24 protein-coding genes and 2 pseudogenes are annotated in these 26,904 nt (G+C 68.5%); 8 read left to right on the top strand and 18 right to left on the bottom strand.

What is annotated here, in order from left to right; genetic code table 11:
• Window positions 1-20: 20 nt before the first annotated feature.
• Window positions 21-1,181: a S8 family peptidase gene (locus OG205_RS44640; protein WP_330273778.1), complete on the bottom strand. Its 1,161-nt coding sequence runs from the start codon at window positions 1,179-1,181 to the stop codon at window positions 21-23.
• A 181-nt stretch (window positions 1,182-1,362) separates the two neighbouring features.
• Between OG205_RS44640 and OG205_RS44635 the strand changes: the two genes are divergently transcribed.
• Window positions 1,363-2,268, top strand: a complete 906-nt coding sequence (locus OG205_RS44635; RefSeq protein WP_330273777.1) for a hypothetical protein — start codon at window positions 1,363-1,365, stop codon at window positions 2,266-2,268.
• On the opposite strand, the gene OG205_RS44630 is transcribed toward OG205_RS44635, so the two are convergent.
• From OG205_RS44630 to OG205_RS44595, 8 genes and pseudogenes are all read right to left on the bottom strand, one after another.
• Window positions 2,208-3,011 carry an alpha/beta fold hydrolase gene (locus OG205_RS44630; protein ID WP_330273776.1) on the bottom strand — a complete coding sequence of 268 codons (804 nt, stop codon included), beginning with the start codon at window positions 3,009-3,011 and terminating at the stop codon, window positions 2,208-2,210. The genes OG205_RS44635 and OG205_RS44630 overlap by 61 nt on opposite strands.
• Window positions 3,012-3,024: 13 nt before the next feature.
• Window positions 3,025-4,164, bottom strand: a complete 1,140-nt coding sequence (locus OG205_RS44625; RefSeq protein WP_330273775.1) for an acyl-CoA dehydrogenase family protein — start codon at window positions 4,162-4,164, stop codon at window positions 3,025-3,027.
• Window positions 4,161-6,008: an acetyl/propionyl/methylcrotonyl-CoA carboxylase subunit alpha gene (locus OG205_RS44620; RefSeq protein ID WP_330273774.1), complete on the bottom strand. Its 1,848-nt coding sequence runs from the start codon at window positions 6,006-6,008 to the stop codon at window positions 4,161-4,163. The genes OG205_RS44625 and OG205_RS44620 overlap by 4 nt, the downstream gene beginning before the upstream one ends.
• Before the next feature lie 8 nt (window positions 6,009-6,016).
• On the bottom strand, window positions 6,017-7,567 hold the full coding sequence (locus tag OG205_RS44615; protein WP_330273773.1) for an acyl-CoA carboxylase subunit beta: 1,551 nt from the start codon (window positions 7,565-7,567) through the stop codon (window positions 6,017-6,019).
• The gene (locus tag OG205_RS44610; protein WP_330273772.1) at window positions 7,567-8,679 is read right to left on the bottom strand and encodes an acyl-CoA dehydrogenase family protein; all 1,113 of its coding nucleotides are present in this window, start codon (window positions 8,677-8,679) and stop codon (window positions 7,567-7,569) included. The genes OG205_RS44615 and OG205_RS44610 overlap by 1 nt, the downstream gene beginning before the upstream one ends.
• Window positions 8,676-10,147 (bottom strand): annotated as a pseudogene (locus tag OG205_RS44605) (acyclic terpene utilization AtuA family protein). Before OG205_RS44605 ends, OG205_RS44610 begins: the two are co-directional and overlap by 4 nt.
• A 47-nt stretch (window positions 10,148-10,194) precedes the next feature.
• A complete protein-coding gene (locus OG205_RS44600; protein ID WP_330273771.1) occupies window positions 10,195-10,929 on the bottom strand; it encodes a TIGR03084 family metal-binding protein in 735 nt (244 codons plus the stop codon).
• A complete protein-coding gene (locus OG205_RS44595) occupies window positions 10,926-11,453 on the bottom strand; it encodes a TetR/AcrR family transcriptional regulator (RefSeq protein WP_401033893.1) in 528 nt (175 codons plus the stop codon). Before OG205_RS44595 ends, OG205_RS44600 begins: the two co-directional genes overlap by 4 nt.
• 127 nt (window positions 11,454-11,580) lie before the next feature.
• Between OG205_RS44595 and OG205_RS44590 the strand changes: the two genes are divergently transcribed.
• Together OG205_RS44590 and OG205_RS44585 are read left to right on the top strand one after the other, a co-directional pair.
• On the top strand, window positions 11,581-12,312 hold the full coding sequence (locus tag OG205_RS44590) for a putative protein N(5)-glutamine methyltransferase (protein ID WP_330273769.1): 732 nt from the start codon (window positions 11,581-11,583) through the stop codon (window positions 12,310-12,312).
• 19 nt (window positions 12,313-12,331) lie between these two features.
• Window positions 12,332-12,679, top strand: coding sequence for a nuclear transport factor 2 family protein (locus OG205_RS44585; RefSeq protein WP_330273768.1), 348 nt, complete (start codon window positions 12,332-12,334; stop codon window positions 12,677-12,679).
• Between the two features lie 48 nt (window positions 12,680-12,727).
• Here the strand turns inward: OG205_RS44585 and OG205_RS44580 are convergent, their stop codons facing one another.
• Window positions 12,728-14,722: an intein-containing Rv2578c family radical SAM protein gene (locus OG205_RS44580; protein ID WP_330273767.1), complete on the bottom strand. Its 1,995-nt coding sequence runs from the start codon at window positions 14,720-14,722 to the stop codon at window positions 12,728-12,730.
• A gap of 26 nt (window positions 14,723-14,748) precedes the next feature.
• Here OG205_RS44580 and pnuC point away from each other — a divergent pair, with 26 nt between their 5' ends.
• Genes pnuC through OG205_RS44565 form a run of 3 tightly spaced genes read left to right on the top strand, consistent with a single transcriptional unit; the run spans window position 14,749 to window position 17,751 of the window.
• Entirely contained in the window at window positions 14,749-15,318 is a 570-nt protein-coding gene (gene pnuC / locus OG205_RS44575) for a nicotinamide riboside transporter PnuC (RefSeq protein WP_330273766.1), read from the top strand.
• Window positions 15,315-16,376 carry an AAA family ATPase gene (locus OG205_RS44570; RefSeq protein ID WP_330273765.1) on the top strand — a complete coding sequence of 354 codons (1,062 nt, stop codon included), beginning with the start codon at window positions 15,315-15,317 and terminating at the stop codon, window positions 16,374-16,376. The genes pnuC and OG205_RS44570 overlap by 4 nt, the downstream gene beginning before the upstream one ends.
• A gap of 34 nt (window positions 16,377-16,410) precedes the next feature.
• A complete protein-coding gene (locus OG205_RS44565) occupies window positions 16,411-17,751 on the top strand; it encodes a YibE/F family protein (protein WP_330273764.1) in 1,341 nt (446 codons plus the stop codon).
• Here the strand turns inward: OG205_RS44565 and OG205_RS44560 are convergent.
• On the bottom strand, window positions 17,672-18,025 hold the full coding sequence (locus OG205_RS44560; protein ID WP_330273763.1) for a DUF1304 domain-containing protein: 354 nt from the start codon (window positions 18,023-18,025) through the stop codon (window positions 17,672-17,674). The genes OG205_RS44565 and OG205_RS44560 overlap by 80 nt on opposite strands.
• A gap of 45 nt (window positions 18,026-18,070) precedes the next feature.
• Here OG205_RS44560 and OG205_RS44555 point away from each other — a divergent pair, with 45 nt between their 5' ends.
• Window positions 18,071-18,907 carry a spermidine synthase gene (locus OG205_RS44555; RefSeq protein ID WP_330273762.1) on the top strand — a complete coding sequence of 279 codons (837 nt, stop codon included), beginning with the start codon at window positions 18,071-18,073 and terminating at the stop codon, window positions 18,905-18,907.
• Between the two features lie 51 nt (window positions 18,908-18,958).
• On the opposite strand, the gene OG205_RS44550 is transcribed toward OG205_RS44555, so the two are convergent.
• The 3 genes and pseudogenes from OG205_RS44550 to OG205_RS44540 all read right to left on the bottom strand — a co-directional run bounded on the left by OG205_RS44550 (window position 18,959) and on the right by OG205_RS44540 (window position 21,626).
• Window positions 18,959-19,585 carry a hypothetical protein gene (locus tag OG205_RS44550; RefSeq protein ID WP_330273761.1) on the bottom strand — a complete coding sequence of 209 codons (627 nt, stop codon included), beginning with the start codon at window positions 19,583-19,585 and terminating at the stop codon, window positions 18,959-18,961.
• 89 nt (window positions 19,586-19,674) lie between these two features.
• Window positions 19,675-20,934 (bottom strand): annotated as a pseudogene (gene hisS, locus OG205_RS44545) (histidine--tRNA ligase); the annotation flags it as partial.
• The gene (locus OG205_RS44540) at window positions 20,931-21,626 is read right to left on the bottom strand and encodes an MBL fold metallo-hydrolase (protein ID WP_330273760.1); all 696 of its coding nucleotides are present in this window, start codon (window positions 21,624-21,626) and stop codon (window positions 20,931-20,933) included. The gene OG205_RS44540 and the pseudogene hisS, both read right to left, overlap by 4 nt.
• Before the next feature lie 114 nt (window positions 21,627-21,740).
• Here OG205_RS44540 and OG205_RS44535 point away from each other — a divergent pair, with 114 nt between their 5' ends.
• On the top strand, window positions 21,741-22,598 hold the full coding sequence (locus OG205_RS44535; protein ID WP_330273759.1) for a peptidylprolyl isomerase: 858 nt from the start codon (window positions 21,741-21,743) through the stop codon (window positions 22,596-22,598).
• Window positions 22,599-22,665: 67 nt separating this feature from the next.
• Here OG205_RS44535 and OG205_RS44530 read toward each other — a convergent pair whose 3' ends face one another.
• The 4 genes from OG205_RS44530 to OG205_RS44515 all read right to left on the bottom strand — a co-directional run bounded on the left by OG205_RS44530 (window position 22,666) and on the right by OG205_RS44515 (window position 26,895).
• On the bottom strand, window positions 22,666-24,951 hold the full coding sequence (locus OG205_RS44530) for a RelA/SpoT family protein (protein WP_442916692.1): 2,286 nt from the start codon (window positions 24,949-24,951) through the stop codon (window positions 22,666-22,668).
• Between the two features lie 158 nt (window positions 24,952-25,109).
• Complete coding sequence (locus OG205_RS44525) at window positions 25,110-25,862, bottom strand: SDR family NAD(P)-dependent oxidoreductase (RefSeq protein ID WP_330273757.1); 753 nt, start codon at window positions 25,860-25,862, stop codon at window positions 25,110-25,112.
• 24 nt (window positions 25,863-25,886) lie between these two features.
• Entirely contained in the window at window positions 25,887-26,066 is a 180-nt protein-coding gene (locus OG205_RS44520; RefSeq protein ID WP_330273756.1) for a DUF397 domain-containing protein, read from the bottom strand.
• Window positions 26,041-26,895: a helix-turn-helix domain-containing protein gene (locus OG205_RS44515; protein WP_330273755.1), complete on the bottom strand. Its 855-nt coding sequence runs from the start codon at window positions 26,893-26,895 to the stop codon at window positions 26,041-26,043. Before OG205_RS44515 ends, OG205_RS44520 begins: the two co-directional genes overlap by 26 nt.
• Window positions 26,896-26,904: the final 9 nt, after the last annotated feature.

The following is a 26,904-nucleotide window of genomic DNA, read 5'->3' as shown; positions in this document are numbered from 1 at the left end:
CACATCCGAAGTGGCCGCGATCAGCTGGTCGGCGGCCAGTACAGGAGCCTCGTGGTCGTGTTCGCTCCGGGGTTGGTCACCTTGCCGTTGGTGGCGTTGGAGGTGATCGCGGTCGCCACCTGCGCGGGCGTCACGTTGAAGTTGCCCTGCAGGTACCGGGCGACCACGCCGGCGACGTGCGGCGACGCCATCGAGGTGCCGGAGATGGTGTTCGTGGCCGTGTCACTGGTGTTCCACGTGGACGTGATGCCACCGCCGGGCGCGAAGACGTCCACCACGGGGCCGTAGTTGGAGAACGAGGAGCGGGCGTCCGTGCGCTCGGTGGAGCCCACGGTCAGCGCCGCCGCCACACGCGCGGGCGAGGTGTTCGCCGCGTTCGTGTTGGAGTTGCCCGCCGCGACGGCGAACGTCACGCCGCGCGTGATCGCACCCGACACGGCGTTGTCGAGCGAGGTGTTGGCGCCGCCGCCGAGCGACATGTTGGCGACAGCGGGCTTGACGTGGTTGGACGCCACCCAGTTGACGCCCGCGACGACACCGGCGATGGTGCCGGAGCCCGAGTTGTTCAGCACGCGGACCGCGACGATGTTCGCCTGCTTCGCGACACCGTGCAGCGTGCCCGCGACGGTGCCGGCGACGTGCGTGCCGTGCCCGTTGCCGTCCTGCGCGACGGCGTCGTTGTCCACGAAGTCGTAGCCGTTGCGCGCCCGGCCGCCGAAGTCGCGGTGCGTGATGCGGACACCGGTGTCGACGATGTAGGCGTTCACGCCGGAGCCGGTGCTGTTGTAGGTGTAGCGCTGGTCGAGCGGCAGGTTGCGCTGGTCGATCCGGTCGAGGCCCCACGACGGCGGGTTGACCTGCGTGGCCTGGGTGCTGACGACCTGGTCGCGTTCCACGTACTCGACGGAAGGGTCAGCGGCGAGTCTGCGCGCCTGCGCGTCGCTCATCTTGACCGAGAAGCCCTGGAAGACGGTGTCGTAGACGTACCCGACCTGGCCGCCGAACCGGGAACCGAGAGTCTGCGCGCTCGCGGTGACCCCGCCGTCCTTCAGCTTGACGATGAAGCTGCCCGCGATGTTCTCACCTGGTGACACCCGGATCTCACCCACCGCGGCCGTCGCGGGTGCCGCGAACGCCGCGATCATGACCGCCGAGCCCAGCAGAGTTGCGGTCTTGCGCATTGTGTAGTCCTGTTCGTCGCAGGGATGCTCAGGAACCCAATCGGAGGCTATTGGCGGCGTAATAGTCCCGAGATCTGAACCTGCCGAGTTTCGAACCCTGACAAAACCGCCGATCGGCTGTACCGCGCTCCCTTTGCTGCCGATAGCCTTCCGACCTTGACTCCGTGAAACCGGAGGAGCGATGCTCACGATTTACCCACCGCGCGAGGAGCTCGCCGACCTTCTCGTGACGGGTCCGTTCGCGGACGCGTTGCGGGTCGCGATCCAGGTGCGGGGACTCAGCCTGGAACGGCTGCAGCACCGCCTGAAAGTGCGGGGCGCGCCGATCAGCGTGACGGCGCTGAGCTACTGGCAGTCAGGCCGGCGCAGACCCGAGCGGCCGGAGTCGCTGATGGCGCTCGCGCAGCTGGAGAACGTGCTCGGGCTGCAGGAGACCGCCCTGAGCCGCCTACTGGGCCCGCCGCGGCCGCGCGGCCGTTCACGCAGACGGGAGCTGTCGTCCCGGGCGCCGTGGGACGGTTCCGGGCTGTTGCTGACCGCCCAGCACGACCGGGTCGACGTCGCGCCCTGCGGTGGTGTGCGCGGCATCCGTTCACGGCAGGTCCTGCAGGCCAGTTCCGCCAATGTGGACCGCTGGATCCTGTGCCAGGAAACAGGTTCCGCGCAGCCCGCGCTCACCGCCGTCCGTTCCTGCCAGGTCGGCCGGATCGCGCGGGAACGCACGAACGGCGTGCTCGTCGCGGAGCTGTTGTTCGACGAACCGATCTCCGCCGGAGAGTCGATCGCGATCGAGTACGAATTGATCTATCCACATCCGACCGTCGAGCACACGCATTTCCGGCGGTTCGGCGAACGCGTGCACGACTACGTCCTGGAGATCAAATTCCCGGCCGAGTCCCCGCCCGCGTCCTGTGAGCAATTCGCTTCCGGCCCGGCGGGAACAGAAATGCCCGGCGGCACCCGCCCGGCCCCCGTGGACGAAGGGGGCTACGCACACGCCGCCGCGCTCGACTTCGGCCCTGGTCTTTACGGAATGCGCTGGACCGCCGCCGCGAACGCCACGGGATCATCGCCCCAGGGGAAGTGACCGGCGCCGGACTGCACGACCAGCGTCGCGCGCGGGATCAGCTTCGCGAACTCCTGCGCGCGGTTCGGCGGCAACGCCACGTCGTACTCGCCCGCGACCAGAAGTGTTGGCACGTCCAGGTTCCCGAGCTCCTCGCGGACCCGCAGCGGATCGAACGCACCCTCCGCGTAGTACTCCCGGGCGGCCTCGGGGTTGCGCGGGTGGTCGTCCAGCGCCCGCGCCGCGTCGTCCCAGCGGCCGTGGAAGAACGGACTGATCTTCGCGAACGCCTCCGGCGTCACGTTGCCGGCCCAGATCTCCTCGAATCCCTTGATCGCCTCGGCGTACCAGGGCTCACCACTGCGCCGCAGCGCGATGTCCCTGCGGTCGTCATCGGTGACGTCGATGCCGACCACGCGCGGACTGGGCGCGACGAGCACGAGTTCCTCGACGTGCTGCGGGAACCGCGTCGCGTAGAGGATCGCGAGCGTGCCGCCCGCCGAGTGGCCGAGCAGGCTGATCCGGTCGAGACCGAGATGCCGGCGCAACGCCTCCACGTCACCGACCTGCTGATCGACGCGGTAGGCCGCAGCCTTCTCCGAGTCGCCGGTGCCGCGCAGGTCGAGCCTGATCACGTCGTCCAGCGGCAGGCCGCCCAGGTACGACGACGCCTGCATCGGCCCGCCGGGCAGGCAGATCAACGGATCGTCGGCCTCGCCGTGGTAGACGAGGCCGACGCCGTCTGAAGTGCTGAAAGTCCCCATGGACCGCAGTGTGTCAGTAGGAGCGCGGCAACTTCAGCGAGTTTTGCGCGACGAAGTTGAGCACCATCTCCCGCGACACGGGCGCGATGCGGGACAGCCGGGACATGCCGAGCATCGACGCCAGCCCGAACTCGGAGCTCAGCCCGTTGCCGCCGTGCGTCTGGATGGCCTGGTCGACGGCCGCCGCGATCGCCTCGCCCGCCGCGTACTTGGCCATGTTCGCGGCCTCGCCGGACTCCTTGTCGCGGCCGGAGTCGTAGAGCGCGGCCGCCTTCTGCGTCATCAGCCTGGCCAGCTCGATCTCGATGTGGATCTTCGCCAGGGGGTGCGAGAGGCCCTGGTGCGCGCCGATCGGGCTGTCCCAGACCTGACGTTGCCGGGCGTAGGAGACGGCCTTGCCGATCGCCAGCCGCGCCGACCCGGTCGCCATGCTCGCGCCCATGATCCGTTCGGGGTTGAGACCGGCGAAGACCTGCAGCAGCCCCTGGTCCGGCGAGCCCACGACGGCGTCGGACGGCAGCCTGACGTCGTCGAAGAACAGCGTGAACTGCTTCTCCGGCGCCACCAGGTCCATCTCGATCTGGTGGTGGGTGAAGCCCTCGGAGTTGGTCGGCACGACCACGAGCACCGGCCCGGTCGCCTGGATCGCGACCACCAGCACGGCGTCGACCTCGTCGACGCCGGAGATGTAGGTCTTGGTGCCCTTGAGGATCCAGTCGTCACCGTCGCGCCGGACGTGCGTCTTCAGCTTGTGCGAGTTGGACCCCGCGTCCGGCTCGGTGATCGCGAACGCCATCTTCAGCGTGCCGTCCGCGAAACCGGGCAGCCACTTCGACTTCTGCTCGTCCGTGCCGAACCGCGCGATCACCGTCGCGCAGATCGCCGGCGACACCACCATGAGCAGCAACGGACATCCCGCCGCCGCCAGCTCCTCGCACACCGCCGCGAGGTCACCGATGCCACCGCCACCACCGCCGTACTCCTCGGGCACGGCCACACCGAGGTAGCCGAGTTTGCCCGCCTCTTCCCACAGCTCGGTGGTCTTCTCCCCCGCCCGGGACTTGGCGATGAAGTAGTCGTGGCCGTACTTGGCGCCGAACTCGGAGACGGCCTTGCGCAGCGCGATCCGCTCTTCGGACTCGACGAAGCTCACGATCGGTCTCCACTCTCTTCGGCTACTACGGCCAGGACATCTCCGGCGTTGACCTGCTGTGCCTGCTCGACAAGGAGTTCGGTGACGGTGCCCGCGTTGTTCGCGAGCACGCGGTGTTCCATCTTCATGGCCTCCAGCACCAGGAGTTCGGCACCGGCCTCGACCACATCGCCTTGGCGCACGCTGACCCTGACCACGGTGCCGGGCATCGGCGCGATGGTGGCGCCCGGCGCGAGCTTCGTCTCCGGCTCGGGGAACCGCGGCACGACCTTCAACGACAAGGATCCGCGCGGCGAGTCCACCTCGACCAGATCGCCGTAGCGGGCGACGTGGAACGGGGTCCGCACGCCGTCCAGATCCAGCGCGATCACGCCGGGATTCGCCTGTGCGGGGTCGTACTCGACCTCGACGAGCTCCTCACCGACCAGGAACCTCGCCTTCGGCTGCTGCGACCGCACGTTGCGCCAGCCGAGCGGCAGGTGCCCGATCCGGCGGCTCGCCGCCTGAGCCAGGGCCGCCGCACGCGCAAACGGTTGCGGGTCAACGGTTCGGCTGAAGTCGTGCTCGGTCAGGAACCCGGTGTGCGTGTCACCGTTGAGGAACGCCTCGTTCCCGAGGATGTCCACGAGCAGTGCGCGGTTCGTGACCAGGCCGTGGATCTGGGCGCTCTCCAACGCCGTGGCGAGCTTGCGGGCGGCCGCCCTGCGCGTCGGGGCGTACGCGATCACCTTGGCCAGCATGGGGTCGTAGTGCACGGAGACCACGGACCCGTCCTCGACGCCGCTGTCGAGCCGGACGTCACCGGGCACGTGGAACCGGTGCAACGTGCCGCTCGCCGGGCGCCAGTCGTTCGCGGGATCCTCGGCGTAGAGCCGGACCTCGATCGCGTGCCCGCGCGGTTCCGGCACGTCCACCGGCAATCGAGCGCCCTCGGCGATCCGGAGCTGCCACTCGACCAGGTCCACGCCGTGCACGAGCTCGGTGACCGGATGCTCGACCTGCAGCCGGGTGTTGACCTCCAGGAAGTGGAAGTCCTCGCCCTTCAACATGAACTCGACGGTGCCCGCGCCGACGTACCCGATCGACTCGGCCGCGGCCGTCGCGGCGGCGAACAAACGCTTGCGCACGTCGTCGGTGACCGCCGGGCTGGGCGACTCCTCGACGATCTTCTGGTGCCGCCGCTGGATCGAGCACTCGCGTTCGCCCAGCGCCCACACCGTGCCGTGCGTGTCCGCGAGGATCTGCACCTCGACGTGCCGCGCGTGCTCCAGCAGCGGCTCGCAGAACACCGTGGGATCACCGAACGCCGACTCCGCCTCGCGCCGCGCACTCGCCAGTGCGTCCGCGAACTCGGCCTTCTCGCGCACGATCCGCATGCCCCGGCCACCACCACCGGCCGACGCCTTGATCAGCACCGGGAACTCGGTGACGGTCTCCGGGTCCAGTTCGGGCAGCGTGGGCACGCCGGCGGCGGCCATGCGCTTCTTCGCGGCGACCTTGGAGCCCATCGCCTCGATCGAGTCCGGTTCCGGACCGACCCAGGTGAGACCCGCCGCCTGAACCTTGCGCGCGAAGCCGGCGTTCTCACTCAAGAACCCGTAACCGGGGTGGACGGCGTCCGCACCGGCCTTCGTCGCCGCCTCGACGAGCAGGTCGGCACGCAGGTAGGTCTCGGTGGGCGACGCACCGGGCAACCGGACCGCGAAGTCGGCCTCCCGCACGTGCGGCGAATCGGCATCCGGGTCGGAGAAGACCGCGACCGTGCGGATTCCGTTGTCCTGACAGGTGCGGATGATCCGGCGGGCGATCTCGCCGCGGTTGGCGATCAGCAGAGTTTTGATCACTGGGGTCATCACATCCGGAAGACGCCGAAGCCGTCGGCGCCCTTGATCGGTCCGCTGTGGACAGCGGAGAGGCAGAGGGCGAGCACGGTCCTGGTGTCGCGCGGGTCGATCACGCCGTCGTCGTAGAGCTTCCCTGACAGGAACGGCGCGAGCGACTGCTCCTCGATCTGCGCCTCCACCATCTTGCGCATGGCGGCGTCGTGCTCCTCGTTGTACTCCTGCCCCTTCGCCATCGCGGCCTGCCGTCCGACGATCGACAGCACGCCGGCGAGCTGTGCGGGCCCCATCACCGCCGACTTGGCGTTGGGCCAGGTGAACAAGAAGCGAGGGTCGTACGCCCTGCCGCACATGCCGTAGTTGCCGGCGCCGTACGAGGCGCCCATCGTGATCGTCAGGTGCGGGACCCGGCTGTTGGACACGGCGTTGATCATCATCGAGCCGTGTTTGACGATGCCGCCCTGCTCGTACTGGGCGCCGACCATGTAGCCGGTGGTGTTCTGCAGGAACACCAGGGGCGTGTCGCTCTGGTTGGCGAGCTGGATGAACTGCGTGGCCTTCTGCGACTCCTCGCTGAACAGCACGCCGCGCGCGTTGGCGAGGATGCCGACCGGGTAGCCGTGGATGCGGGCCCACCCGGTGACGAGACTGTTGCCGTACAACGGCTTGAACTCGTCGAAGTGCGACCCGTCGACGAGCCGAGCGATGACGTCCCGCGGGTCGAACGGCACGCGCTGGTCCTCGGACACGACGTCCAGGATGCTGTCGGCGTCGAACTTCGGTTCCTCGATCGCGGCCGGTGCCGGCCCGAGCTTGCGCCAGTTCAGCCGCGCGACGACCCGGCGGGCCAGCCTGATCGCGTCGGTCTCGTCCTCGGCCACGAAGTCCGCGAGCCCGGACGTGGCGCCGTGCATGGTCGCGCCGCCCAGCGACTCGTCGTCGGATTCCTCCCCGGTCGCCATCTTGACCAGCGGCGGACCACCCAGGAACACCTTCGAGCGGTCCTTGATCATGATCACGTAGTCGGACATGCCGGGCACGTACGCGCCGCCGGCCGTCGCGTTGCCGAACACCGCCGTGATCGTCGGGATGCCCGCCGCCGACAACCGGGTCAGGTCGCGGAACGCCCGGCCGCCGGGGATGAAGATCTCGCTCTGCGTCGGCAGGTCCGCGCCGCCCGACTCGACCAGGCTGACCAGCGGCAGCCGGTTCTGCAACGCGATGTCGTTGGCCCGCAACGACTTGCGCAACGTGTACGGGTTCGACGAGCCGCCGCGCACCGTCGGGTCGTTCGCGACGATCACGCACTCGACGCCTTCGATCCGCCCGATGCCCGTGACGACCGAAGCGCCGACCGGGAAGTCGGTGCCCCACGCGGCAAGCGGCGACAGCTCCAGGAACGGGCTGTCCTCGTCGATGAGCAGCTCGACCCGTTCACGGGCGAGGAGCTTGCCGCGCTTGTGGTGCCGCTCGACGTACTTCGGCCCACCGCCCGCGAGCGCTTTGGCGTGTTCGGCGTCCAGTCCCGCGATCTTCGCGAGCAGCGCCTCCCTGTTGCCCATCAGGCGAACCCCAATCGTCGTGCCGCGAGCTCGGTCATCACTTCACTCGCCCCGCCCCCGATGCCGAGGATGCGGGCGTCCCGGTAGTGACGCTCCACTTCGGACTCCCGCATGTACCCCATGCCTCCGTGCAGCTGCACCGCTTCGTCGACGACCTCGGAACAGGCGTCCACGGCGGCGTTCTTCGCGAAGCAGACCTCGGTCACGCAGTCCTCGCCGCGGTCGATCCGGGCCGCGACCTCGCGCGTGTACGTCCGCGCCAGGTCGATCTTCTGTGCCATGTGCGCGAGCTTGTGCCGCACGACCTGGTTCTTGATCAGCGGTTTGCCGAACGTCTCGCGGTTGCGCGTCCACTCGACGGTCAGGTCCAACGCCCGTTGCGCCGTCGCATAAGCCTCGACCGCCATCGTCACGCGCTCCACCTGGAACTGCTGCATGATCAGCGCGAAGCCCTGGTTCTCCTCGCCGACCAGGTTCGCCACCGGCACGCGCACGTCGTCGAAGTGCAGTTCGGCGGTGTCGCTGCAGTGCCAGCCCATCTTGTCGAGCTTGCGCCGGGTGAACCCGTCCTCGATCACCAGCAGCGAGATGCCCTGATAGCCCTCGCCGCCGGTCCGCACCGCGGTCGTCACGAAGTCCGCACGGCAGCCCGAGGTGATGAACGTCTTCTCGCCGTTGACGACGTAGTGATCGCCGTCCCTGACCGCTCTGGTCCTGATCGCCGCGACGTCGGACCCGGCGCCGGGCTCGGTGACCGCGAGACTGCCGATCTTCTCGCCCCGGATCGCGGGCTTCGCGAACCGTTCGATCAGATCCTCGTCGCGCGACTGCCAGATGTGCGGAATCGCGATGCCGAGCGTGAACAGCGCCGCCATCACGCCCGACGAGCCGCCGTTCTGGATGATCTCCTCGGTCAGCGCCACCGAGTCCAGCAGATCGCCATGCTCGAACCCGATGCCGAGCAGGTCGAGTTCCGCCGCCTTCTTGTGCAGCTCGCGCGGAACCTCGCCGTCGCGTTCCCACTGGCCGAGGTGCGGCGCGATCTCCCTGCGGGTGAAGTCGCGGACGAGTGCCCTGAGTTCTTTCCGCTCGTACAGGTCCTTCGTGATCACAGGAGCTCCTCGGGGATCTCTACTTCCCTGCCGCGCAACCACTCGCCCAGCGCCTTGGCCTGCGGGTCGAACCGCGTGCTGCTCGCCACCCCGTCGCCGAGCAGGCCGTGCAGCACGAAGTTGAGCGCCCTGAGGTTCGGCAGCTCGTACCTGCTGACGTTCTCGGCCTCCGGCAGCAGTTCCTTCAGCTTCTCGGTGGTGAGAAACCCGTTGAGCCACTCGAAAGCTTCTTCGGTGCGGACCCACACGCCGAGGTTCGCGTCCCCGCCCTTGTCGCCGCTCCGCGCGCCGGCGATCGTTCCCAGTGGCTTCTTCACAGCAACACCGCCTTGGCACTGACCTCGTCACGGTTCACGTACGCGGCCCGGTAGACCCCGAACGGCGTCCCGTCACCGGGCGGCGCCGTCACGTGGAACCCGGGATAGCTCGCCAGCGCCAGCTCGATCGCCGCCCGGCTGAACCCCTTGGCCCGCTTGGGATCCGGCGTCTTGATCGTGACGTGCAGCAACGCGCTCGCCTGCTCCTCGGTAGCCGCGTCCGGCTGATCAGTCCGGGCCAGGGTCCACGTCAGCCCTTCCTCACCGATGGCGTCGTGGAGCTGCCGCTGGACGAGCTCTGCCTTGGCATCGACGTCCAGTCCGGTGAGGACGAACGTCGTGGAGTTCCTGAACCCGCCCAACGTGTTCAGGCAGACCTTCAGGGTGTCCGGCGGCGGACTCCCCTTGACACCACTGATCCTGACCCCGCGCTCGTGCTCGCCGAGACGGATCGTGTCGAAGTGCGTGATGACGTCCGGCCCCAGGTACTCCGGCGCCCCGATCTCGTACAACAGCTGCGCCGTGACGGTGTCCGCGGTGACCGCGCCGCCGGTGCCGTCGTGCTTGGTGATCAGGCACGACCCGTCCTCGTCGATCTCCGCGATCGGAAACCCCGGCCGGGTCACGTCGATCTCGGTGAAGAACGAGTAGTTGCCGCCCGTGGCCTGCGTCCCGCACTCCAGCACGTGCCCGGCGACGGTGGCTCCCGCGAGCCGATCCCAGTCGTCGCGCGCCCACCCGAAGTGCGCCGCGGCGGGCCCGACCACCAGACTGGCGTCCGTGACGCGCCCTGTGACCACGACCTGCGCCCCCTGGTTCAGGCACTCCGCGATCTCCCACGCGCCCAGATAGGCGTTGGCGGTCAGGGCTTCCGGGAACCGCGCCTTGAGATCGTCGCCCGTGACGTACCCGACCTTGGCGTCAAGCTTGCGCGCGAGCCCCTCGGGGTTGAGCCCACCGGCGTTGACGACGATCTTGACGCCCTTGTCCAGCGCCAGCGCCAGACAGTCCTCCATCTGCCGCAGGAACGTCTTCGCGTACCCGAGATCGGAATCCTTCATCCGGTCGCGGCCGAGGATGAGCATGGTCAGCTCGGCGAGGTAGTCACCGGTCAGGACGTCGAGATGGCCACCTTCGAGCTGCTCCCGCATCGCGGAGAGCCGATCGCCGTAGAACCCGGACGCGTTGCCGATCCTGATCACCGGCCACCACCGGGCGGCCCCGCGAAGGCCTGCGCGATCGGCACCCACTCCTCCGCGACCGGCCCGGATGCCTCGATCGCGAGCTCCTTGCGGTTGCGCCGCTGCGTCACCAGCCACGCGAAGTCCAGCGCCGGCCCGGAGACCCGGTTCTCGGTGTCCTCGGGTCCCCAGGTCCACGCCTCCCCGCCCGGCCCGGTCAGCTCGACCCGCACCTCGGCGGTCGGCGCCGCCAACCCGTTGAGCAGGAACGCGAACCCCATCGTCCGCACCCCGATGTGACACACGTGCCTGATCCGCGCGGTCGGCTCCCGCACCACGCCGAGCGCGTCCGCGACGTCCTGCCCGTGCGCCCAGGTCTCCATGATCCGCGCGGTCGCCATCGAGGCGGGGCTCATCGGCGGCCCGAACCAGAGGATCTTCCCGGAGGCCTGGGCGAGGTGCTCCAGCAACGACTTCCGGCTGTCCCGCCACAACTCCAGCAGGTCCGGCAGCGCCGCGGCCTCCGCCGCCGTCCGGTCGACGATGTCGGCGGTCAGCGGCTGCGCCTGGAACGCCTCGGGATCGGTGATGGCGAGGACCGACGCCCTGTCCGTCCACATGAGATGGCCGATCTGGTGCCCGACCGTCCAGCCCTCGGCGGGAGTCGGCACCGACCAGTCGTCCGCCGCCGACACGATCTCGTCGAGCGAACGCGACTCGGCGTCGAGATCTGCCAGCAGTTCGGTGATCACAGCTGTTCCTCCAGCATCCGCGCCCAGTAACGCACCACGTGCGCCCGGCGCTTGGCGTCGTCGGCGAGCTGGTTGGCGAGCGCCAGCCCGCGCACGAGATCCAGGGTTGCCTGCACCGCGTCCTTCACACCCGGTTCGGTGTCGTCGACGTCGAGCAGTTCCAGCGCCAGCCCGTACACCTCGCGGCCCAGCCGTGCTTGCAGCTCCAGCACCTGCTCGCGCAGCTCCGGATCGGTGCGCGCGGCCACCCACAGCTCCAGGGCCGCGGTGAACAGGTCGCTGGCGTGGAAGTCCGCGATCAGCTCCACCACGGCGTGCGTGGTCTTCTCGGCGATCTCCGCGCGCCGCTTGAGCACCTCGACGCTCTCCGCGCCCACGTGCTCCACGGCCGCCGCCACCAGCTCACCGCGCGTGCGGAAGTGGTGCAGCTGAGCGCCGCGGGACACCCCGGCGCGTTCGGCCACCTCGGTCGTCGTCGTGCCTGACCAGCCACGTTCCACCAGACACTCGACGGTCGCCTCCATCAGCTTCCGCTTGGTCTCGCGGCTGCGGTCGGCCTGGCGCTGCCTCGTCTCCACGCCCCCGAGTGTTCCGCCGAACAAACAAACAGTCAAGCCTGCTTGTAAATGTCGCTGCTAGCGTCCGGCAGCGATGAGCATCGTGGAACGACTGCGGGCCGCCGGCTGCGTTTTCGCCGAGGAAGAGGCCGCACTACTGGAAGAAGCCGCCCGCGACGACCAGCACCTCGAGGAGTTGGTCAGGCAGCGGGTCGACGGCCTGCCACTGGAGCACGCCGTCGGCTGGGCGATGTTCTGCGGGCAACGGATCGTGGTCACGAAGGGCGTCTTCGTCCCTCGCCACCGCACCGAACTGCTGGTGGACCTGGCCACCGACCTGAAGCCCTCCCTGGTCGTCGACCTGTGCTGCGGGTCAGGCGCGGTCGGCGCGGTGCTGCAACATCGACTGCCGGCCGCCACGGTCTACGCCGCCGACATCGACCCCGTGGCCGTGGCGTGCGCGCGCCAGAACCTCACGAACGTGTTCGAGGGCGACCTGTTCGACGCCCTCCCCACGCACCTCAAGGGCCACATCGACGTCGTGGTCGCCAACGTGCCGTACGTGCCGACCGACGACATCCGGTTCATGCCCACCGAAGCCCGCGACCACGAGGCACGGGTGGCGCTCGACGGCGGCGTGGACGGCCTCGAGGTGATGCGCCGCGTGGCAGCGCAGGCAGCGACCTGGCTCCGGCCTGGCGGACACCTGATGAGCGAGACCAGCGAACGCCAGGCACCGGCCGCACTCCAGGCCTTCACCGCCGCGGGACTCGAAGCCAAGCTCGTGACCAGCGAGGACACCACGGCAGTGGTCGGCATCGCCTAAGTTCCGTACAATGTACGGTATGGCGTACGACGAGGTCATGCAGTGGTTTGCGAAGTGGGACGAGCTCGCGGTCAAGGGCGACGTCGAGGCGATGGCCGACATGGCCCTGTTCCCGATCAACACGGTCACCGACGGCTCGGCCACGTCGTGGGACCGCGAGACGTTCCTCCGGGAGATGGGGGCACAACTGGGCGGTGAGGTGCAGATGGAGTCCACCAGGACGCCGCACTTCATCAACGACAACCTGGTCTTCGTCATCACGGACGGCACGATCAACGGGATGACGGTCCGCTACGGCGACCTGCTCACGAAGGTCGGCGGCGAGTGGAAGTTCCAGACGATGGCCCAGGGCGGCTGGGCCGAGTAGACCGCGCGAAGGACACCCTGGGGAAGAGGGTGCTCCTCACGCTGAAGTTCACAGCAGGGTGAGTTGTTCCTGGTCCACGCGCGGTGCCGGCACACCCACCGGCAGGCTGCCGTCGGGCCACACGCCGTCGTCGTCACCGGGCACACCGGTGACGGCCTCGGCAGGACGCCCGCGCGGCACCAGCCCGTGCTTCTCGATCAACGGCACGACCCGCGCCGCGAGCCGGGCGCGATACCGCTTGTCCACATAGGACCCACGTCCATAGAGGTACCGGTACGTCTCGACCAGGTCCGGGTGCTCGCGGCGAAGCCAGGCAGCGAACCACTCCTTGGCCCCGGGACGCAGGTGCAACGGCAGCACGGTCACGCCGGTGGCACCGGCGGCCGCGATCTGCTCCAGCAGGAAGTCGAGCTGCTCGACGGAATCCGTCAGCTCGGGCAGCACCGGGGCCACGAACACCCCGCACGGTAAGCCTGCCTCCCGCACCTTCCTCACCAGATCGAGCCGGGCGGCGGGCGTCGGCGTGCCGGGCTCCAGCGACTTGTGCAGATCCCGGTCCATCAACGCCAGCGACACCGCGATCCCGACCGGCACGACCTGTGCGGCGGCCGACAACAGCGGCAGGTCCCGTGCCAGCAGCGTGCCCTTCGTCAGGATCGAGAAGGGCGTGCGGGAGGCGGTCAGCGCCTCGATGATCCCTGGCATCAAGGCGTACCGCCCCTCCGCCCGCTGGTACGGATCGGTGTTCGTGCCCAGCGCCACGTGCTCCTGCTTCCACTTCGAGGAACGCAGCTGGCGCGACAGCACCTCCCCCGCGTTGACCTTGACGATCAGCTGGTTGTCGAAGTCCTTGCCGGTGTCGAGGTCCAAATAGGAGTGGGTCTTGCGCGCGAAGCAGTTGTGGGACACCACTCCGTTGGCGATGAAGTCCGCGGTGCCGGTCGAGATGTCGTAGAGCGTCATCTCCCCCAACGGTTCCACGGACACGACGCCGAGCGGCTGCTGCGACTTGATCGCCACGCCGTCGATGTCGCGCTTGCGGGTGATCGCCGGGTCGACGGTGTGGAAGAAGCGCAGGTTCTCCCGCAGTCCGCCGCGCAACCGGACGACCCGCACGCCACGACGGCGACGCAGTTCCTCGATCGCGAAGTCGAAGTCGAAGTGCTTCAAAGCCAAGCAGATCGCTTCCAGAACGGTGGCGTTGCGCGTGGACATCCGCAGGATGCTGCGCGAGCAGGTCCCGAGGTAGTCGAACGCGCCGGCCAGGAATCCCTTGAGCCAGTCGGGGTTCGGGGCTATCTGCCAGTGCGCGAGCTCGCGCACTTGGGGCAGAAATCCCCTCCCTTCTCGCACACCGAAGTAGTCGAGATACTCCCGGGTGCGGTCCATGGCCTCGATGTCGGCCGCGGGGATGCGGATCTCGTGCTCGTCGTCCACCATGCCGCGCAGGTAGCCGCGGCGGTAGTCGTCGGTCACGGAGGGCTGCTCGACGAACGCCCCCGTGCCCATCAGCTTGTTGCCGGTCGTGAGGTGCGGACGACGGCCCGTGCCCGCCGTTTCGCCCGTCACGTGCTTCCAGCCGCGGTCGGTCAGGAAGCGGTGGTCACCCGAGGCGACCACGGAGGTGCCGTCCTCCAGCGTCAGCCGGTACGCGGTCTTGCGCGTCTCCCAGTGCGCCAGCACGGTGGTGAGCTTGTAGCGCCGGTAGTTGCCGACCAGTTCGGTGCCGTAGATCTCATCGCCCTCCCGGATCTCGGACAACGGCTTGGTGCGGCCGTTGCCCATGAGGATCGGCGTGTCGCCCGCCAGGCAGTAGGTGCAGGCGTGTGAGCAGCCGCGATACGGGTTGACCGTCCACGAGAAGGGCAGCGACGAACCCGGCACTCCGTTGAGCACGGATTTGGCGCGGACCTCGTGGAACACCACGTCCGCGAACTCAGGAGTTCGTACGCTGCGCACCAGTCCCGGTAGCCCCGGTAGCGCCTGCTGCGGCTCTGCCTCGAGTTTCTGTCCGTCCCATCGCACACCTCGATTCGAACACATGTTCGAACAGCGGTCAAGGAGCGCACGTGTCACCCGAAAAGGTTGTCGAGATCGCGGGCTTCATCACCGGAGCACTCTGCGTGTGGCTCGTGGCCAGGCAAAACGCCTGGAACTGGCCCATCGGCATCGCCAACAACGTCGCGTTCTTCGTGCTGTTCTGGGGCAGTGGCCTGTACGCCGACTCCGGACTCCAGGTCGTCTACGTCGTGCTCGCGGTCTACGGCTGGTGGGCGTGGCTACGCGGCGGCGACCAGCACACGACGCTGCACGTCAGCCGCACGACGACGCCGCAGTGGATCTGGCTCGCGGTCGCCGGCGTGCTCGGAACCGGTCTGTTGCACTGGGTCCTGGTGACCTTCACCGAGTCGACCGTGCCCTTCTGGGACGCCATCACGACGGTGTTGTCGCTGCTCGCGACCTGGGGACAGGCACGCAAGAAGATCGAGTGCTGGTGGCTGTGGATCGCCGCGGACGTCATCTACGTGCCGCTCTACGCGTACAAGGAGCTTTATCTGACGGCAGTGTTGTACGTGGGGTTCATGGTGCTGTGCGTGATCGGGCTGCGTAACTGGATGAAGGACGAGGTGCGCGTGTGAAGGAGTTCGAACACGCCCTCGTGCTCGGCAAGTTCTACCCGCCGCACAACGGGCATCACCACCTCATCGAGACGGCAGCCTCGCGTAGTGAACGCACGACCGTCACGGTGCTGGCGGCCTCGCACGAGACCCTCCCGCTCGAACACCGCGTGCGCTGGCTGGCCGAGACGCACGCCGCGACCCCAGGCGTGCGGATCATCGGCGACCTCGACGACCACCCGATGGACTTCGACTCCGACGAGGTCTGGGACCTGCACGTCGCACTGACGCGCGCGGTCCTGGCCAGGCGGGCGATCGCGGACGGGGACCCGTCGAAAGCCCCGGTCGACGTCGTGTTCTCCAGCGAGAAGTACGGCGACGAACTGGCCGAACGACTCGGCGCGCGGCACGTCCTCGTCGACCTCGACCGCCTCACGCACCCGGTCTCCGGCACGGCGATGCGGACCGATCCCGTCGCGAACTGGCATCACCTCGCGCCCGCGACCCAGCGCGGCCTCGGCTGGAAGGTCGTGGTCGTCGGCGCCGAGAGCACCGGCACCACGACACTGTCCACACAGCTCGCTGAGCACTTCAAGGCGCCGTGGATCCCCGAGTACGGCCGCGAACACACCGAGCACAAGCTCACCGCCGCACGATCGTTCGATCCGCACGCCACCGTGGACAGTCTGGTGTGGACGCTGGGCGACTTCGAAGACGTTGCCCACGAACAGGAACGCCGCATCCAGGCCGAGACCGCGCCGCTGGTCGTCGCGGACAACGACGCGTTCGCCGCGACCGTCTGGGGCGAGCGCTACCTGGGTTTCCGGCCGGAACTCTTCCTCGGCACCGAACCGGACCTCTACCTGCTGACTGACCACGTCGGCGTTCCGTTCGAACAGGACGGCTGGCGTGACGGCGAACACCTGCGGGAGTGGATGACGGGCTTGTTCGAACGCGAGCTCGCGCGGCGCGGTGTGCCGTGGCTGAAGCTCACCGAGGACAGGTTCGCGTCAGCCGTAACGGCCGTCGAACATCTGATGAGGCAGGATGTCGCGCGTGGGTCACGGTCACGGGCATAGCCATGCGCAACCAGTAGAACCCGCCTCGGAGCGCGTGCGCACGTTGCTGATGTGGCTGTTGGTGCCGTTGGCACTGGCCACGATCGTCGGCGCGGCGCTGCTCTACCCGTTCGGGGTCGAGCAGAAGACCGGCGCGGAGATCGGCCTGCACCAGACGCCGGTCGAGGCCGTCGTCACCGGCGTGGCCGAGAACTGCGGCGAGAAGTGCGTCGCGGTGACCGTGAAGATGACCGACGGTGCCGCGAGCGGGCAGAGCATCACGATCCCGAGCGTGAAGGGCCCTGGAGCGCCGAGCTTCCAACTCGGCGACGAGGTGGTGCTGTCCTACGCGGGCAGCCAGCCGCAGGCCGCCGAGTCGTACCAGATCGTCGACTTCCAGCGCGGCTGGTCGCTCGCCGTGCTGGCGCTGCTGTTCGCGGCCGCCGTGCTGCTCCTCGGGCGATGGCAGGGCCTCGCCGCCCTGGGCGCGTTGCTGCTGAGCTTCGTGGTGCTGGTGCTGTTCGTCATGCCGTCGATCCTCGCGGGCCAGAACCCGCTGATGGTCGCGGTGGTCGGCGCCGGACTGATCATGTTCGTGGTGCTGTACCTGACGCACGGCATATCGGCGCGCACGTCGACCGCGGTGCTCGGAACGCTGGTCAGCCTCGCGCTGATCGGGGTGCTGGGCGCGCTGTTCTCGGCCCTGTCGAAGCTGACCGGCCTCGACGAGGACACGACGAACCTCGTCACGCTGCTCGGCACCAGCATCGACACCCGCGGGCTGTTGCTCGCGGGAACCCTGATCGGCGCGCTGGGCGTGCTGGACGACGTGACGGTCACGCAGACCAGCGCGGTCTGGGAGCTTCGGCGGGCCAACGACAAGCTGACGTGGCGCGAGCTGTTCGCGGCGGGCTCGCGGATCGGGCGCGACCACATGTCGTCCGTCGTGAACACGCTGGTGATGGCCTACGCGGGCGCGGCGCTGCCGTTGCTGCTGGCGATCTCGCTGGCCGGGCGGTCGATGGGCGAGATCCTGACCTCGCAGCAGATCGCGCAGGAGATCGTGCGGACCCTGGTCGGCAGCATCGGCCTGGTGGCGGCGATCCCGGTGACGACGGCGCTGGCCGCCCTGATCGCGGTACGCCAGGAGGTCGCCCCGATCACTGCTGCGGAACCCGAACCCGAACCGCGACCGAAGTCACAGCCCGAACCGAAGACCGTGAAGCGCGCCGCGAAGCCCGTGAAACCACGGCCCGCGCGGATCGAGGGCGACCTCTTCACCGGCTACGACCCCGACAAGGGGCCGTGGGAACGTCCTAGTGAGCCAGGAGCACGAAGAGCAACGTCAGCACACCAGGCACCACCTGCACGAAGAAGATCTTCCGGCTCGCCGTGAACGTGCCGTAGATCCCCGCGACGATCACGAACACCGTGAACAGCACGGACGCGCCGAAGTCCTGGCGGATCAGCGCGTAGATGAGGCCGGCCGCGAGGAAGCCGTTGTAGAGGCCCTGGTTCGCGGCGAGGGCCTTGGTCGACTGCGCGTACTCGGGCGTGAGGCCGAATGCCTTCTGGCCGCGCGGCGTCGTCCAGAGGAACATCTCCAGCACCACGATGTAGAGATGGATCACCGCCACGAGGGCGATCAGAACGTTCGCGACAACCTGCACTTGGGTCCTCCTCTGGACTGACACACCCGGTGAGACAATAGAGCAGTGGGAAGACAGCGGCCCGACACCGAGGCGATCACCGAGTCGATCGACTCCGGCGTTGCCGAACTGGTCCCCGATCTCGGCGGACGACGCTCCTGGACGTTGCGGGTCAACGGAACCCCACAGTCGCATGTGGACCTGGACGACCCGACCTATCTGGAGTTCGAGTACGTCCGCCGGCTGGGTCACATCGTCGATCTCACCGCGCCTTCGCGGGTGCTCCACCTGGGCGGTGGCGCGCTCACGCTAGCGCGCTACGTAGCCGATCTACTGCCTCGGGCGTCTCAGCAGGTGGCCGAGATCGACGCAGGGCTGATCGCGTTCGTCCGCCGCGAACTCCCGCCGCCTCCACGAGTGAAGATCACCACAGGTGACGCCCGCGCCGTGCTGGTCAAGGCACGTCCCGGCTCGTTCGACCTGATCGTGAGCGACTGCTTCGCGGGAGCCCGCACACCGGCACACCTGACGTCGGTCGAGTTCGTGAAGCAGGCGTCCACGGCACTGGCCGACGACGGCATCTACACGGCGAACATCGGCGACGGCAACGGCCTGCAGTTCGCACGGTCCCAGTGCGCGACCGTGCGCTCGGTGTTCGAACACGTCTGCGTGCTCGCCGAACCGGGCGTGTTCCGGGGCCGGCGCTTCGGCAACTTCGTGATCATGGCCTCGCACAACGGCCTGCCGATGCAGCAGCTCACTCGCGCGACGGCGGGAGACCCGTTCCCCGGCCGGGTCGAACACGGCACTGGGCTGACGAAGTTCATCGGTGGCGCGCCGATCACCACGGACGCGACGGCAATTCTCTCGCCCGCCCCACCTTCGGGTCTCTGGGGAACGTGAAAGCAGAACGCCCGCCGCGAGAGTCCGCGACGGGCGTCCAGGGGAACGACTTCAGTCCAGCGAGGTGACGAACTTCGAGACGGCGTCCGGATGGAGCTTCTGCGCCATCCTCCCGGCCGGAGCCAGCGAGCCCAGCCGGTACAGCGGCCGTTCCGCCGCCGCCATCCCGCGCGCCTCGGCCCGCAACTGGGCCACGAGCAGCTCCGAGAACACCAGACCAGGCGTGTCGCCACGCGCGGCCAGCGCGTCGGCCAGGCGGCGGAGCTGGTAGACACCCAGCTCGCGGCCGCCGGTGCCCGCGTACATCGACAGGGCGATGTTGATCGCCTTCTTGTTGCCGCGCACGAACAGGCCGACGGTCCGCGCGCCACGCAGGTCGGTGACCAGCAGGTCGAGACCGTCCGCGACGGCCAGGTCGACCTTGCGCGTCCCGAACGCCCGCACGTAGACCGTCGTGCCCTCGAGCCACACCGTGCGGCGGGCCTCGGACAGCGCCAGCAGGATCACCGGCACCGACACGATCAGCCCGGCGATGACGCCGGACCAGCGGCCACCGATGAAGCCCACGATCGCGCCGAAGGCGAGGGCGACCATCAGGCCGCCGATCGCCACCATGCGCGCACGCTTGCGGACCGTCGCCTTGTCGAGCAGGTCGAGAACGAGCTTGTCGTCGCTCACGGAGTCTCTCGCACCGCCTCGGCCGCCACAGCTCCCGCGTCCGACGCCAGACCCTCGACGCCACCCGGCACAGCGGCCACGAGCGCGGACGGCTTGAGCGCTGCCCGCACCGCCTCGATCACGTCGGTCAGCGCCACGTCGACCTGCTCGCCGGTCGCGAGGGTCTTCACGCCGATGTTGCCTGCCTCCAGGCCGCGGTCGCCGAGCACGAGCGCCAGCTTGGCGCCCGACTTGTCGGCGGCCTTGAAGCCCGCCTTCATCGACCGGCCGCCGTAGACCAGGTCCGTGCGCACGCCGGCTGCACGCAGCTCGCCGGCGATCGCGACCAGGCGGGCCCGTGCGGCCTCGCCCAGCGGCACGCCGATCACGTCGACGCGGCTGAACTCCGGCAGCACGCCCTCGGCCTGGGCCGCGAGCAGCGCGCGGTCGACGCCGAGGCCGAAGCCGACGCCGGACAGCGACTGGCCGCCGAGCTGTTCCATCAGGCCGTCGTAGCGACCGCCGCCGCCGATGCCCGACTGGGCGCCGAGACCGTCGTGGACGAACTCGAACGTCGTCTTGGTGTAGTAGTCGAGGCCGCGGACCATGCGCGGATTCTCGACGAACTTCACGCCCAGCTCGGTCAAGTACCCCTTGACGAGCTCGTAGTGCTCACGGCAGCCGTCGCACAGGTGATCCACCATCAGCGGCGCCTCGGCGACCAGCGCGCGCACCTCGGGGCGCTTGTCGTCGAGAACACGCAACGGGTTCAGCTCGGCCCGCTGCTGGGTCGCCTCGTCCAGCGGCAGCTTCGAGAGGAACGACTGCAGCAGTTCGCGGTAGGCCGGGCGGCAGTTCGCGTCGCCCAGGGACGTGAGCTCCAGGCGGTAGCCGGTGAGGCCGATCGCGCGGAACCCGGCGTCACCGACGGCGATGACCTCGGCGTCCAGCGCCGGGTCGTCGATGCCGATGGCCTCGATGCCGACCTGGTGGAACTGCCTGTACCGGCCGGCCTGCGGGGCCTCCGCGCGGAAGAACTGGCCCGCGTAGTAGAGCTTCGCCGGCAACGAACCGCGGTCGAGGCTGTGCTCGATCACGGCCCGCATCACGCCCGCGGTGCCCTCGGGGCGCAGCGTGATGGAGCGTTCACCGCGGTCGAGGAAGGTGTACATCTCCTTCGTCACGACGTCGGTCGACTCGCCGACACCGCGCGAGAACAGCGCCGTGTCCTCGAAGACCGGCAGCTCGATGTAGCCGTAGCCCGCGAGCTCGGCGGCACGGGTCAGCGTCGACCGGACGTGCGCGAACGCGGCGGACGTCGGCGGGATGTAGTCGGGAACGCCTTTGGGTGCGGAAAACACGTTTCTCAGAGTCCTCGGTGCGGGGCGGCCGGAGCGTCCTGCAGCTGAAGCAGGTAGGGGTTCGTCGCACGCTCGCGGCCTATGGTCGTCGTCGGGCCGTGGCCGGGCAGCACCACTGTGTCATCGGGCAAGGTCATGACCTTGCTCTGCAGAGACGACAACATGCGTGAGTGGTCACCGCCAGGCAGGTCGGTGCGTCCGATGGAACCGGCGAAGAGCGTGTCACCCGAGATCACCAGGCGACCCCCTTCCTGCGCGCCGGAGCGGAACATCACCGACCCGCCGGTATGGCCCGGCGTGTGGTCGACGGTGATCTGCAGCCCGGCGAGGTCGAGCGCGGCGCCGTCGGTGAGCTCGCGCACCTCCGAGGGCTCGCGCATCTCCAGCTTGCCGCCGAAGAACGCGGCCGTCTCGGCGCTGATGCCCTTCAACGGGTCGGCGAGCATCGCTACGTCATCCGGGTGGATGTACGCGGGGATGTCGTTGCCGTCGCAGACGGGCGCGACGGAGAAGGTGTGGTCGAAGTGCCCGTGCGTGAGCAGCACGGCGACAGGCGCGAGACGGTGCTGGCGCAGGGCCTGTTCGATCGGTTCGACCGCGTCCTGACCGGGGTCGATGATCACGCAGGGCTCGCCCTCACCGGCCGCCAGGACGAAGCAGTTCGCCTGGAGCGCACCAGTCGGGAACCCGATCACGAGCACGAAAATGACCTCCCTGTTCAACGACAGCCTAACCACCACACAAAGCTCATATGCCCAGGCCCTAGACTGCCGAGCCGACCGCCCTATTCGCATGAGTCCCTGGGGAGGGAGCACGTGCCCACCAACGAGCAGCGACGCGCGGCAGCCAAGCGCAAGCTTGAGCGTCAGATGGTGTACCGCCAGGAGCGGGCCAAGAAGCGTCGTATCATCGCCGTCGTCTCGACGGTCGTCGTTGTTGCGCTCGTCGGAGGTGGCGTGTGGTTCCTCGCGACTAACGACGTCTTCGGTAATGGTGACGCCGCCGCGTCGGAGACTCCCACCCAGGAGTCGGTGGACAAGGCGGAGAACATTCCCACCGCGCTGCACCAGATCCCGAAGCGCCCGGCCGCGCTTCCGGAAAAAGTGAACTGTGAATACACGAAGGGCCAGGAGCCGGCGGCCAAGGAGAACACGCCGCCCGCGAACGGCGAGCAGCCCGCCACCGGCACGGTCGGCGTCACGCTCGGCACCTCGATCGGTGACCTGAAGTTCAACCTGGACCGCGCGCTCGCGCCGTGCACGGTGAACAACTTCGTGAACCTCGCCAAGCAGAAGTACTTCGACGGCACCACGTGCCACCGCCTCGTCGTCACCGGCATCCAGGTCCTGCAGTGCGGCGACCCCGGCGGCAACGGCATGGGCGGCCCGGGCTACTCGTTCAAGGACGAGGTCTACCCGGAGCTCACCTACGGCCGCGGCGTGCTCGCCATGGCGAACTCGGGCCCGGACACCAACGGCTCGCAGTTCTTCATCGTCTACGGCGACGGCGCGAACCTGCAGGCGAAGTACTCGATCTTCGGCACGGTCGACGAGGAGTCGCTGAAGAAGATCGACGAGGTCGCGAAGACCGGCACGGTCTCGCAGCAGCCCGGCCAGGGCGACGGCAAGCCCAAGACCCCGGTCGACATCAAGTCGGCACTGGTCGCGAGCTAGCCCTCACCGCTCAGCAGAACGGCCCCGGAGCGAGCGCTCCGGGGCCGTTCTGCGTGCTTGGACCGAATTACGAGGCTGACGTCACGCGATAGACGTCGTAGACGCCCTCAATGCCACGCACGGCCTTCAGAACGTGGCCCAGGTGCTTCGGGTCGCCCATCTCGAACGAGAACCGGCTGACGGCCACCCTGTCGCGCGACGTCGTCACCGACGCCGACAGGATGTTCACGCGCTCGTCGGCCAGCACCTTCGTGACGTCCGAGAGCAGCCGGTGCCGGTCGAGCGCCTCCACCTGGATTGCGACCAGGAAGACGCTGGAGGACGACGGCGCCCACTCGACGTCGAGGAGGCGTTCCGGCGACTTCAGCAGCTCCTCCGCGTTCGTGCAGTCGGTGCGGTGCACGGACACGCCGCCGCCCCGTGTCACGAAGCCGAGGATGTCGTCGCCTGGCACCGGGGTGCAGCAGCGGGCGAGCTTCACCCACACGTCGCCCGCGTCCTTGACGATCACGCCCGCGTCGCCGGTGGGGCGGCGCCGGGTGACCGTGGACGGGGTGGCGCGGTCGGCCAGTTCCTCCTCGGCGTGATCGACACCGCCGAGCTGGGCGACGAGCCGTTGCACGACGTGGCGGGCCGAGGTGTGCCCCTCGCCGACCGCCGCGTACAGCGCGCTCATGTCCGTGTGGTGCAGTTCCTTGGCGAGGGCCTGCATCGAGTCGACGCTGACCAGACGCTGGATCGGAAGCCCGACGCGCCGGACCTCCTTGGTGATCGCGTCCTTGCCCTGCTCGATCGCCTCTTCCTTTCGCTCCTTGGCGAACCACTGCTTGATCTTCGCCTTGGCGCGCGGGGACGCCACGAAGCTCAGCCAGTCGCGGGACGGGCCCGCACCCTCCGCCTTGGAGGTGAAGATCTCGACGACCTCGCCGTTCTCGAGCTTGCGCTCCAGAGCGACCAGACGACCGTTCACGCGGGCGCCGATGCAGCGGTGGCCCACCTCGGTGTGCACGGAGTAGGCGAAGTCGACGGGCGTGGAGCCCGTCGGCAGCGTCTCCACGTCACCCTTGGGGGTGAACACGAAGATCTCGCGCGCGGCGAGGTCCCAGCGCAGGCCCTCCAGGAACTCACCGGGGTCCGCGGCTTCCCGCTGCCAGTCGAGGAGCTGGCGCATCCACGCCATCTCGTCGATCTCGACGGACTTGCCGTTGTGCGTGCCCTTGGTCTCCTTGTAGCGCCAGTGCGCCGCGATGCCGTACTCGGCCCGCTGGTGCATCTCGGAGGTGCGGATCTGCACCTCGAGAGGCTTGCCGTCGGGACCGATCACGGTCGTGTGCAGCGACTGGTACACGCCGAACCGCGGCTGCGCGATGTAGTCCTTGAACCGGCCCGGCATGGGCTGCCAGGCGGCGTGGACGACACCCATGGCGGCGTAGCAGTCCCGCACCTCGTCCACGAGGATCCGGACGCCCACGAGGTCGTGGATGTCGTCGAAGTCCCGGCCGCGGACGATCATCTTCTGGTTGATCGAGTAGTAGTGCTTCGGCCTGCCCTCGACCTTGGCGACGATCCGCGCGGTCTCGAGCTGCGAGTTCAGCTCCTGGACGACGGTGCGCAGGTACGTGTCGCGACTCGGCGCGCGCTTCGCGACCAGGCGGACGATCTCGTCGTACTTCTTGGGCTGCAGGATCGCGAACGCGAGGTCCTCCAGCTCCCACTTGACCGTCGCCATGCCCAGGCGGTGAGCGAGCGGCGCGAGCACTTCGAGCGTTTCCCTGGCCTTGCGAGCCTGCTTCTCCGGCGGCAGGAACCGCATGGTGCGCATGTTGTGCAGCCGGTCGGCGAGCTTGATGACCAGGACACGAGGGTCCTTCGCCATCGCGATGACCATCTTGCGGATGGTCTCGGCCTCGGCCGCTGCCCCCAGCTTGACCTTGTCGAGCTTCGTGACTCCGTCGACCAGCCGGGCGACTTCCTCGCCGAAGTCTTCCTTGAGCTGGTTGAGCGAGTAGTCGGTGTCTTCCACGGTGTCGTGCAGCAGCGCGGCCACCAGCGTCGTGGTGTCCATGCCCAGCTCGGCGAGGATCGTCGCCACGGCGAGCGGGTGGGTGATGTACGGGTCGCCGGACTTGCGGCGCTGCGGGCGGTGCTTCTCCTCGGCAACGTCATATGCGTGCTGCAGAAGCGCCAGATCGGCCTTGGGATGGAGGTCGTAGTGCGCGGCGGCGAGAGGTTCGAGGACCTGCTTCACCGGGGCCGCACGTTGGGCGGTGATGCGCCGCGCAAGGCGGGCGCGCACACGCCGGGTCGCCGACGGTTGAACAACCGTCGCAGCGGGTTCGGTGTCTTGACTCAACCCCACGCTCCTCGGGTCTCGCGAGTACCGAGGATAACGCGTTTACGATGCGGAAACTTCCGATGACGCGTTGAGCGGCACAGCTCACACGGTGAACGCGCCCCAGATTATTGCTGGGCCGATCAGGCGACACTCCCCCGACACGTCCCTGGCATGGCTCAGCCGTGGGGCCCGCCGCTCACGTAGAGCACCTGCCCGGTGACGTAGTCGGCGTCCTCAGCGGTGAAGAACAGGACGGCCCGCGCGATGTCGTGCGGCGTCCCGGTACGCCCCCGCGGAATGCCCTTCGCCTGGTGCTTCAGGTGTTCCTCGAGCGTCCGCCCGGCCCGCGCCGCACTGACCTCGGTCATCCGCGTGACGACGACCCCGGGCCCGACCGCGTTGACCGTGATCCCGACGGGCGCGAGATCGAGCGCCGCCGCCCTCGTCAGCCCCTCCAGCCCGGCCTTGGCCGCGACGTAGTTGACCCGCTCGTCGTCGACGATCGCCGAAATGCTCGAAATGTTGACCACGCGCCCCCACCCCACCGCACGCATGGCCGGCGCCGTGGCCTTGAGGAACAGGAACGCACCCCGCAGATGCGTGTCGACGACCGCGTCCCAGTCCTCCAGCGGCATGTCGAGCACGTGGTTGTCCTTGGCGAACCCGGCGTTGTTGACCAGGATCTCGACCGCCCCGAACGCCTCGCCGATCTCCGCGACGGCCCGCTCGACCTGCCCGGGATCGCTGACGTCAGCGCAGACCGCGACAGCCGCATCACCCGCCTCACGAATCTCGTCGGCCACCGCGCGGGCGGCCTCCTCGACCCGGTCCAGCACGGCGACCCGATGCCCCTGAGCGGCCAGCGCGAGCGCGATCCCCTGACCGATACCCGAACCGCCACCCGTGACCAGCGCTACCCGCGACCGCACTTCACCACTCAGTTGCACAGCGGCCTAGTCCTGCGCCTGCGCCACGAACGCACGCCAGGCGGAGAGCGAGAAGGCCAGGACGGTGCCACCAGAGGCCTTGGAGTCCCGCACGAGAGCAGCCTGGTCCAGGGAGACCTCGACACAAGTACCGCTGTCCGTGCTGCCGCTGTAGGTGCTCTTACGCCAACTCCGGTCGAGCGTCATTGAGGTCCTCTCGCAGTCCACTGACGTAGTCCGTCAGCATGCTCCGCGATTGTCCCTCATCCAACGCAAGGGCATCCAGCCACTTAAAGAACTCCCGGCTGCTCGCGATGGCTTTGCCGTCGTGCGCGAACAGTTGCGCCACATCGGTTTCGCTGTAGGCGACCGGCACCATCTTCTCGAAGCTGAACAGCCTCCGTGCTGACCTCATCGCGATCGCGATGCCCGCCGACATGGGCACTATGCGAAGGCTGTGGGGCTGGAAAAGCAGGCGCAGATACTGCTCCTCCATGATCTGGGCGCTGCCCACGCGCATTCGCAACGCGAGCTCATGCACGTAGAACGTGCACTCCGGCCGATTCGGGCGCCTCATGATCGACTGCCGGTCGATGCGGAGCTGGACGTACTTCTCGATGTTCTCCGGGGCCTCGTTGCCACCCTCAGTGAGCAGTGCCCGTGCGTACTCAGGGGTCTGGGCGAGCCCTGGCATGGTCAGGCCGTCGAAGCTGGTGATCTTCGTCGCCTGGGCCTCCGCCATCGCGAGCGTTCGCAGGTTGTCGGGTACGACCAGCACGTATGGGTCGAAGGCGTAGCGGTAGCGGTCTCGGAAGGCCTCGAAGTAGTTACTGTCGCGGCCGCAGGTCATCAGGTACTGGACTAGGTCGATCTCGCTCGCACGGGCTTTGCCGTTTTCGATGTTGGAGACCTTGCTCGGGTCCCAGCCGAGTTGTTCGGCGAAGCCGAAGCCCGTCAGCCTGGTGTGTTTCTCGCGCAGGCGGCGCAGTTCGTCGCCCAGGTCGCGGCTGTAGGCGGTGGAGGTGATCGCAGTCATTCGTCCGAC

It is taken from the genome of Lentzea sp. NBC_00516 (assembly GCF_036346835.1).
GTDB lineage: Bacteria > Actinomycetota > Actinomycetes > Mycobacteriales > Pseudonocardiaceae > Lentzea > Lentzea sokolovensis.
Note: the sequence above shows the minus strand (reverse complement) of the source record. Positions and strands in the feature narration are given on the sequence as shown.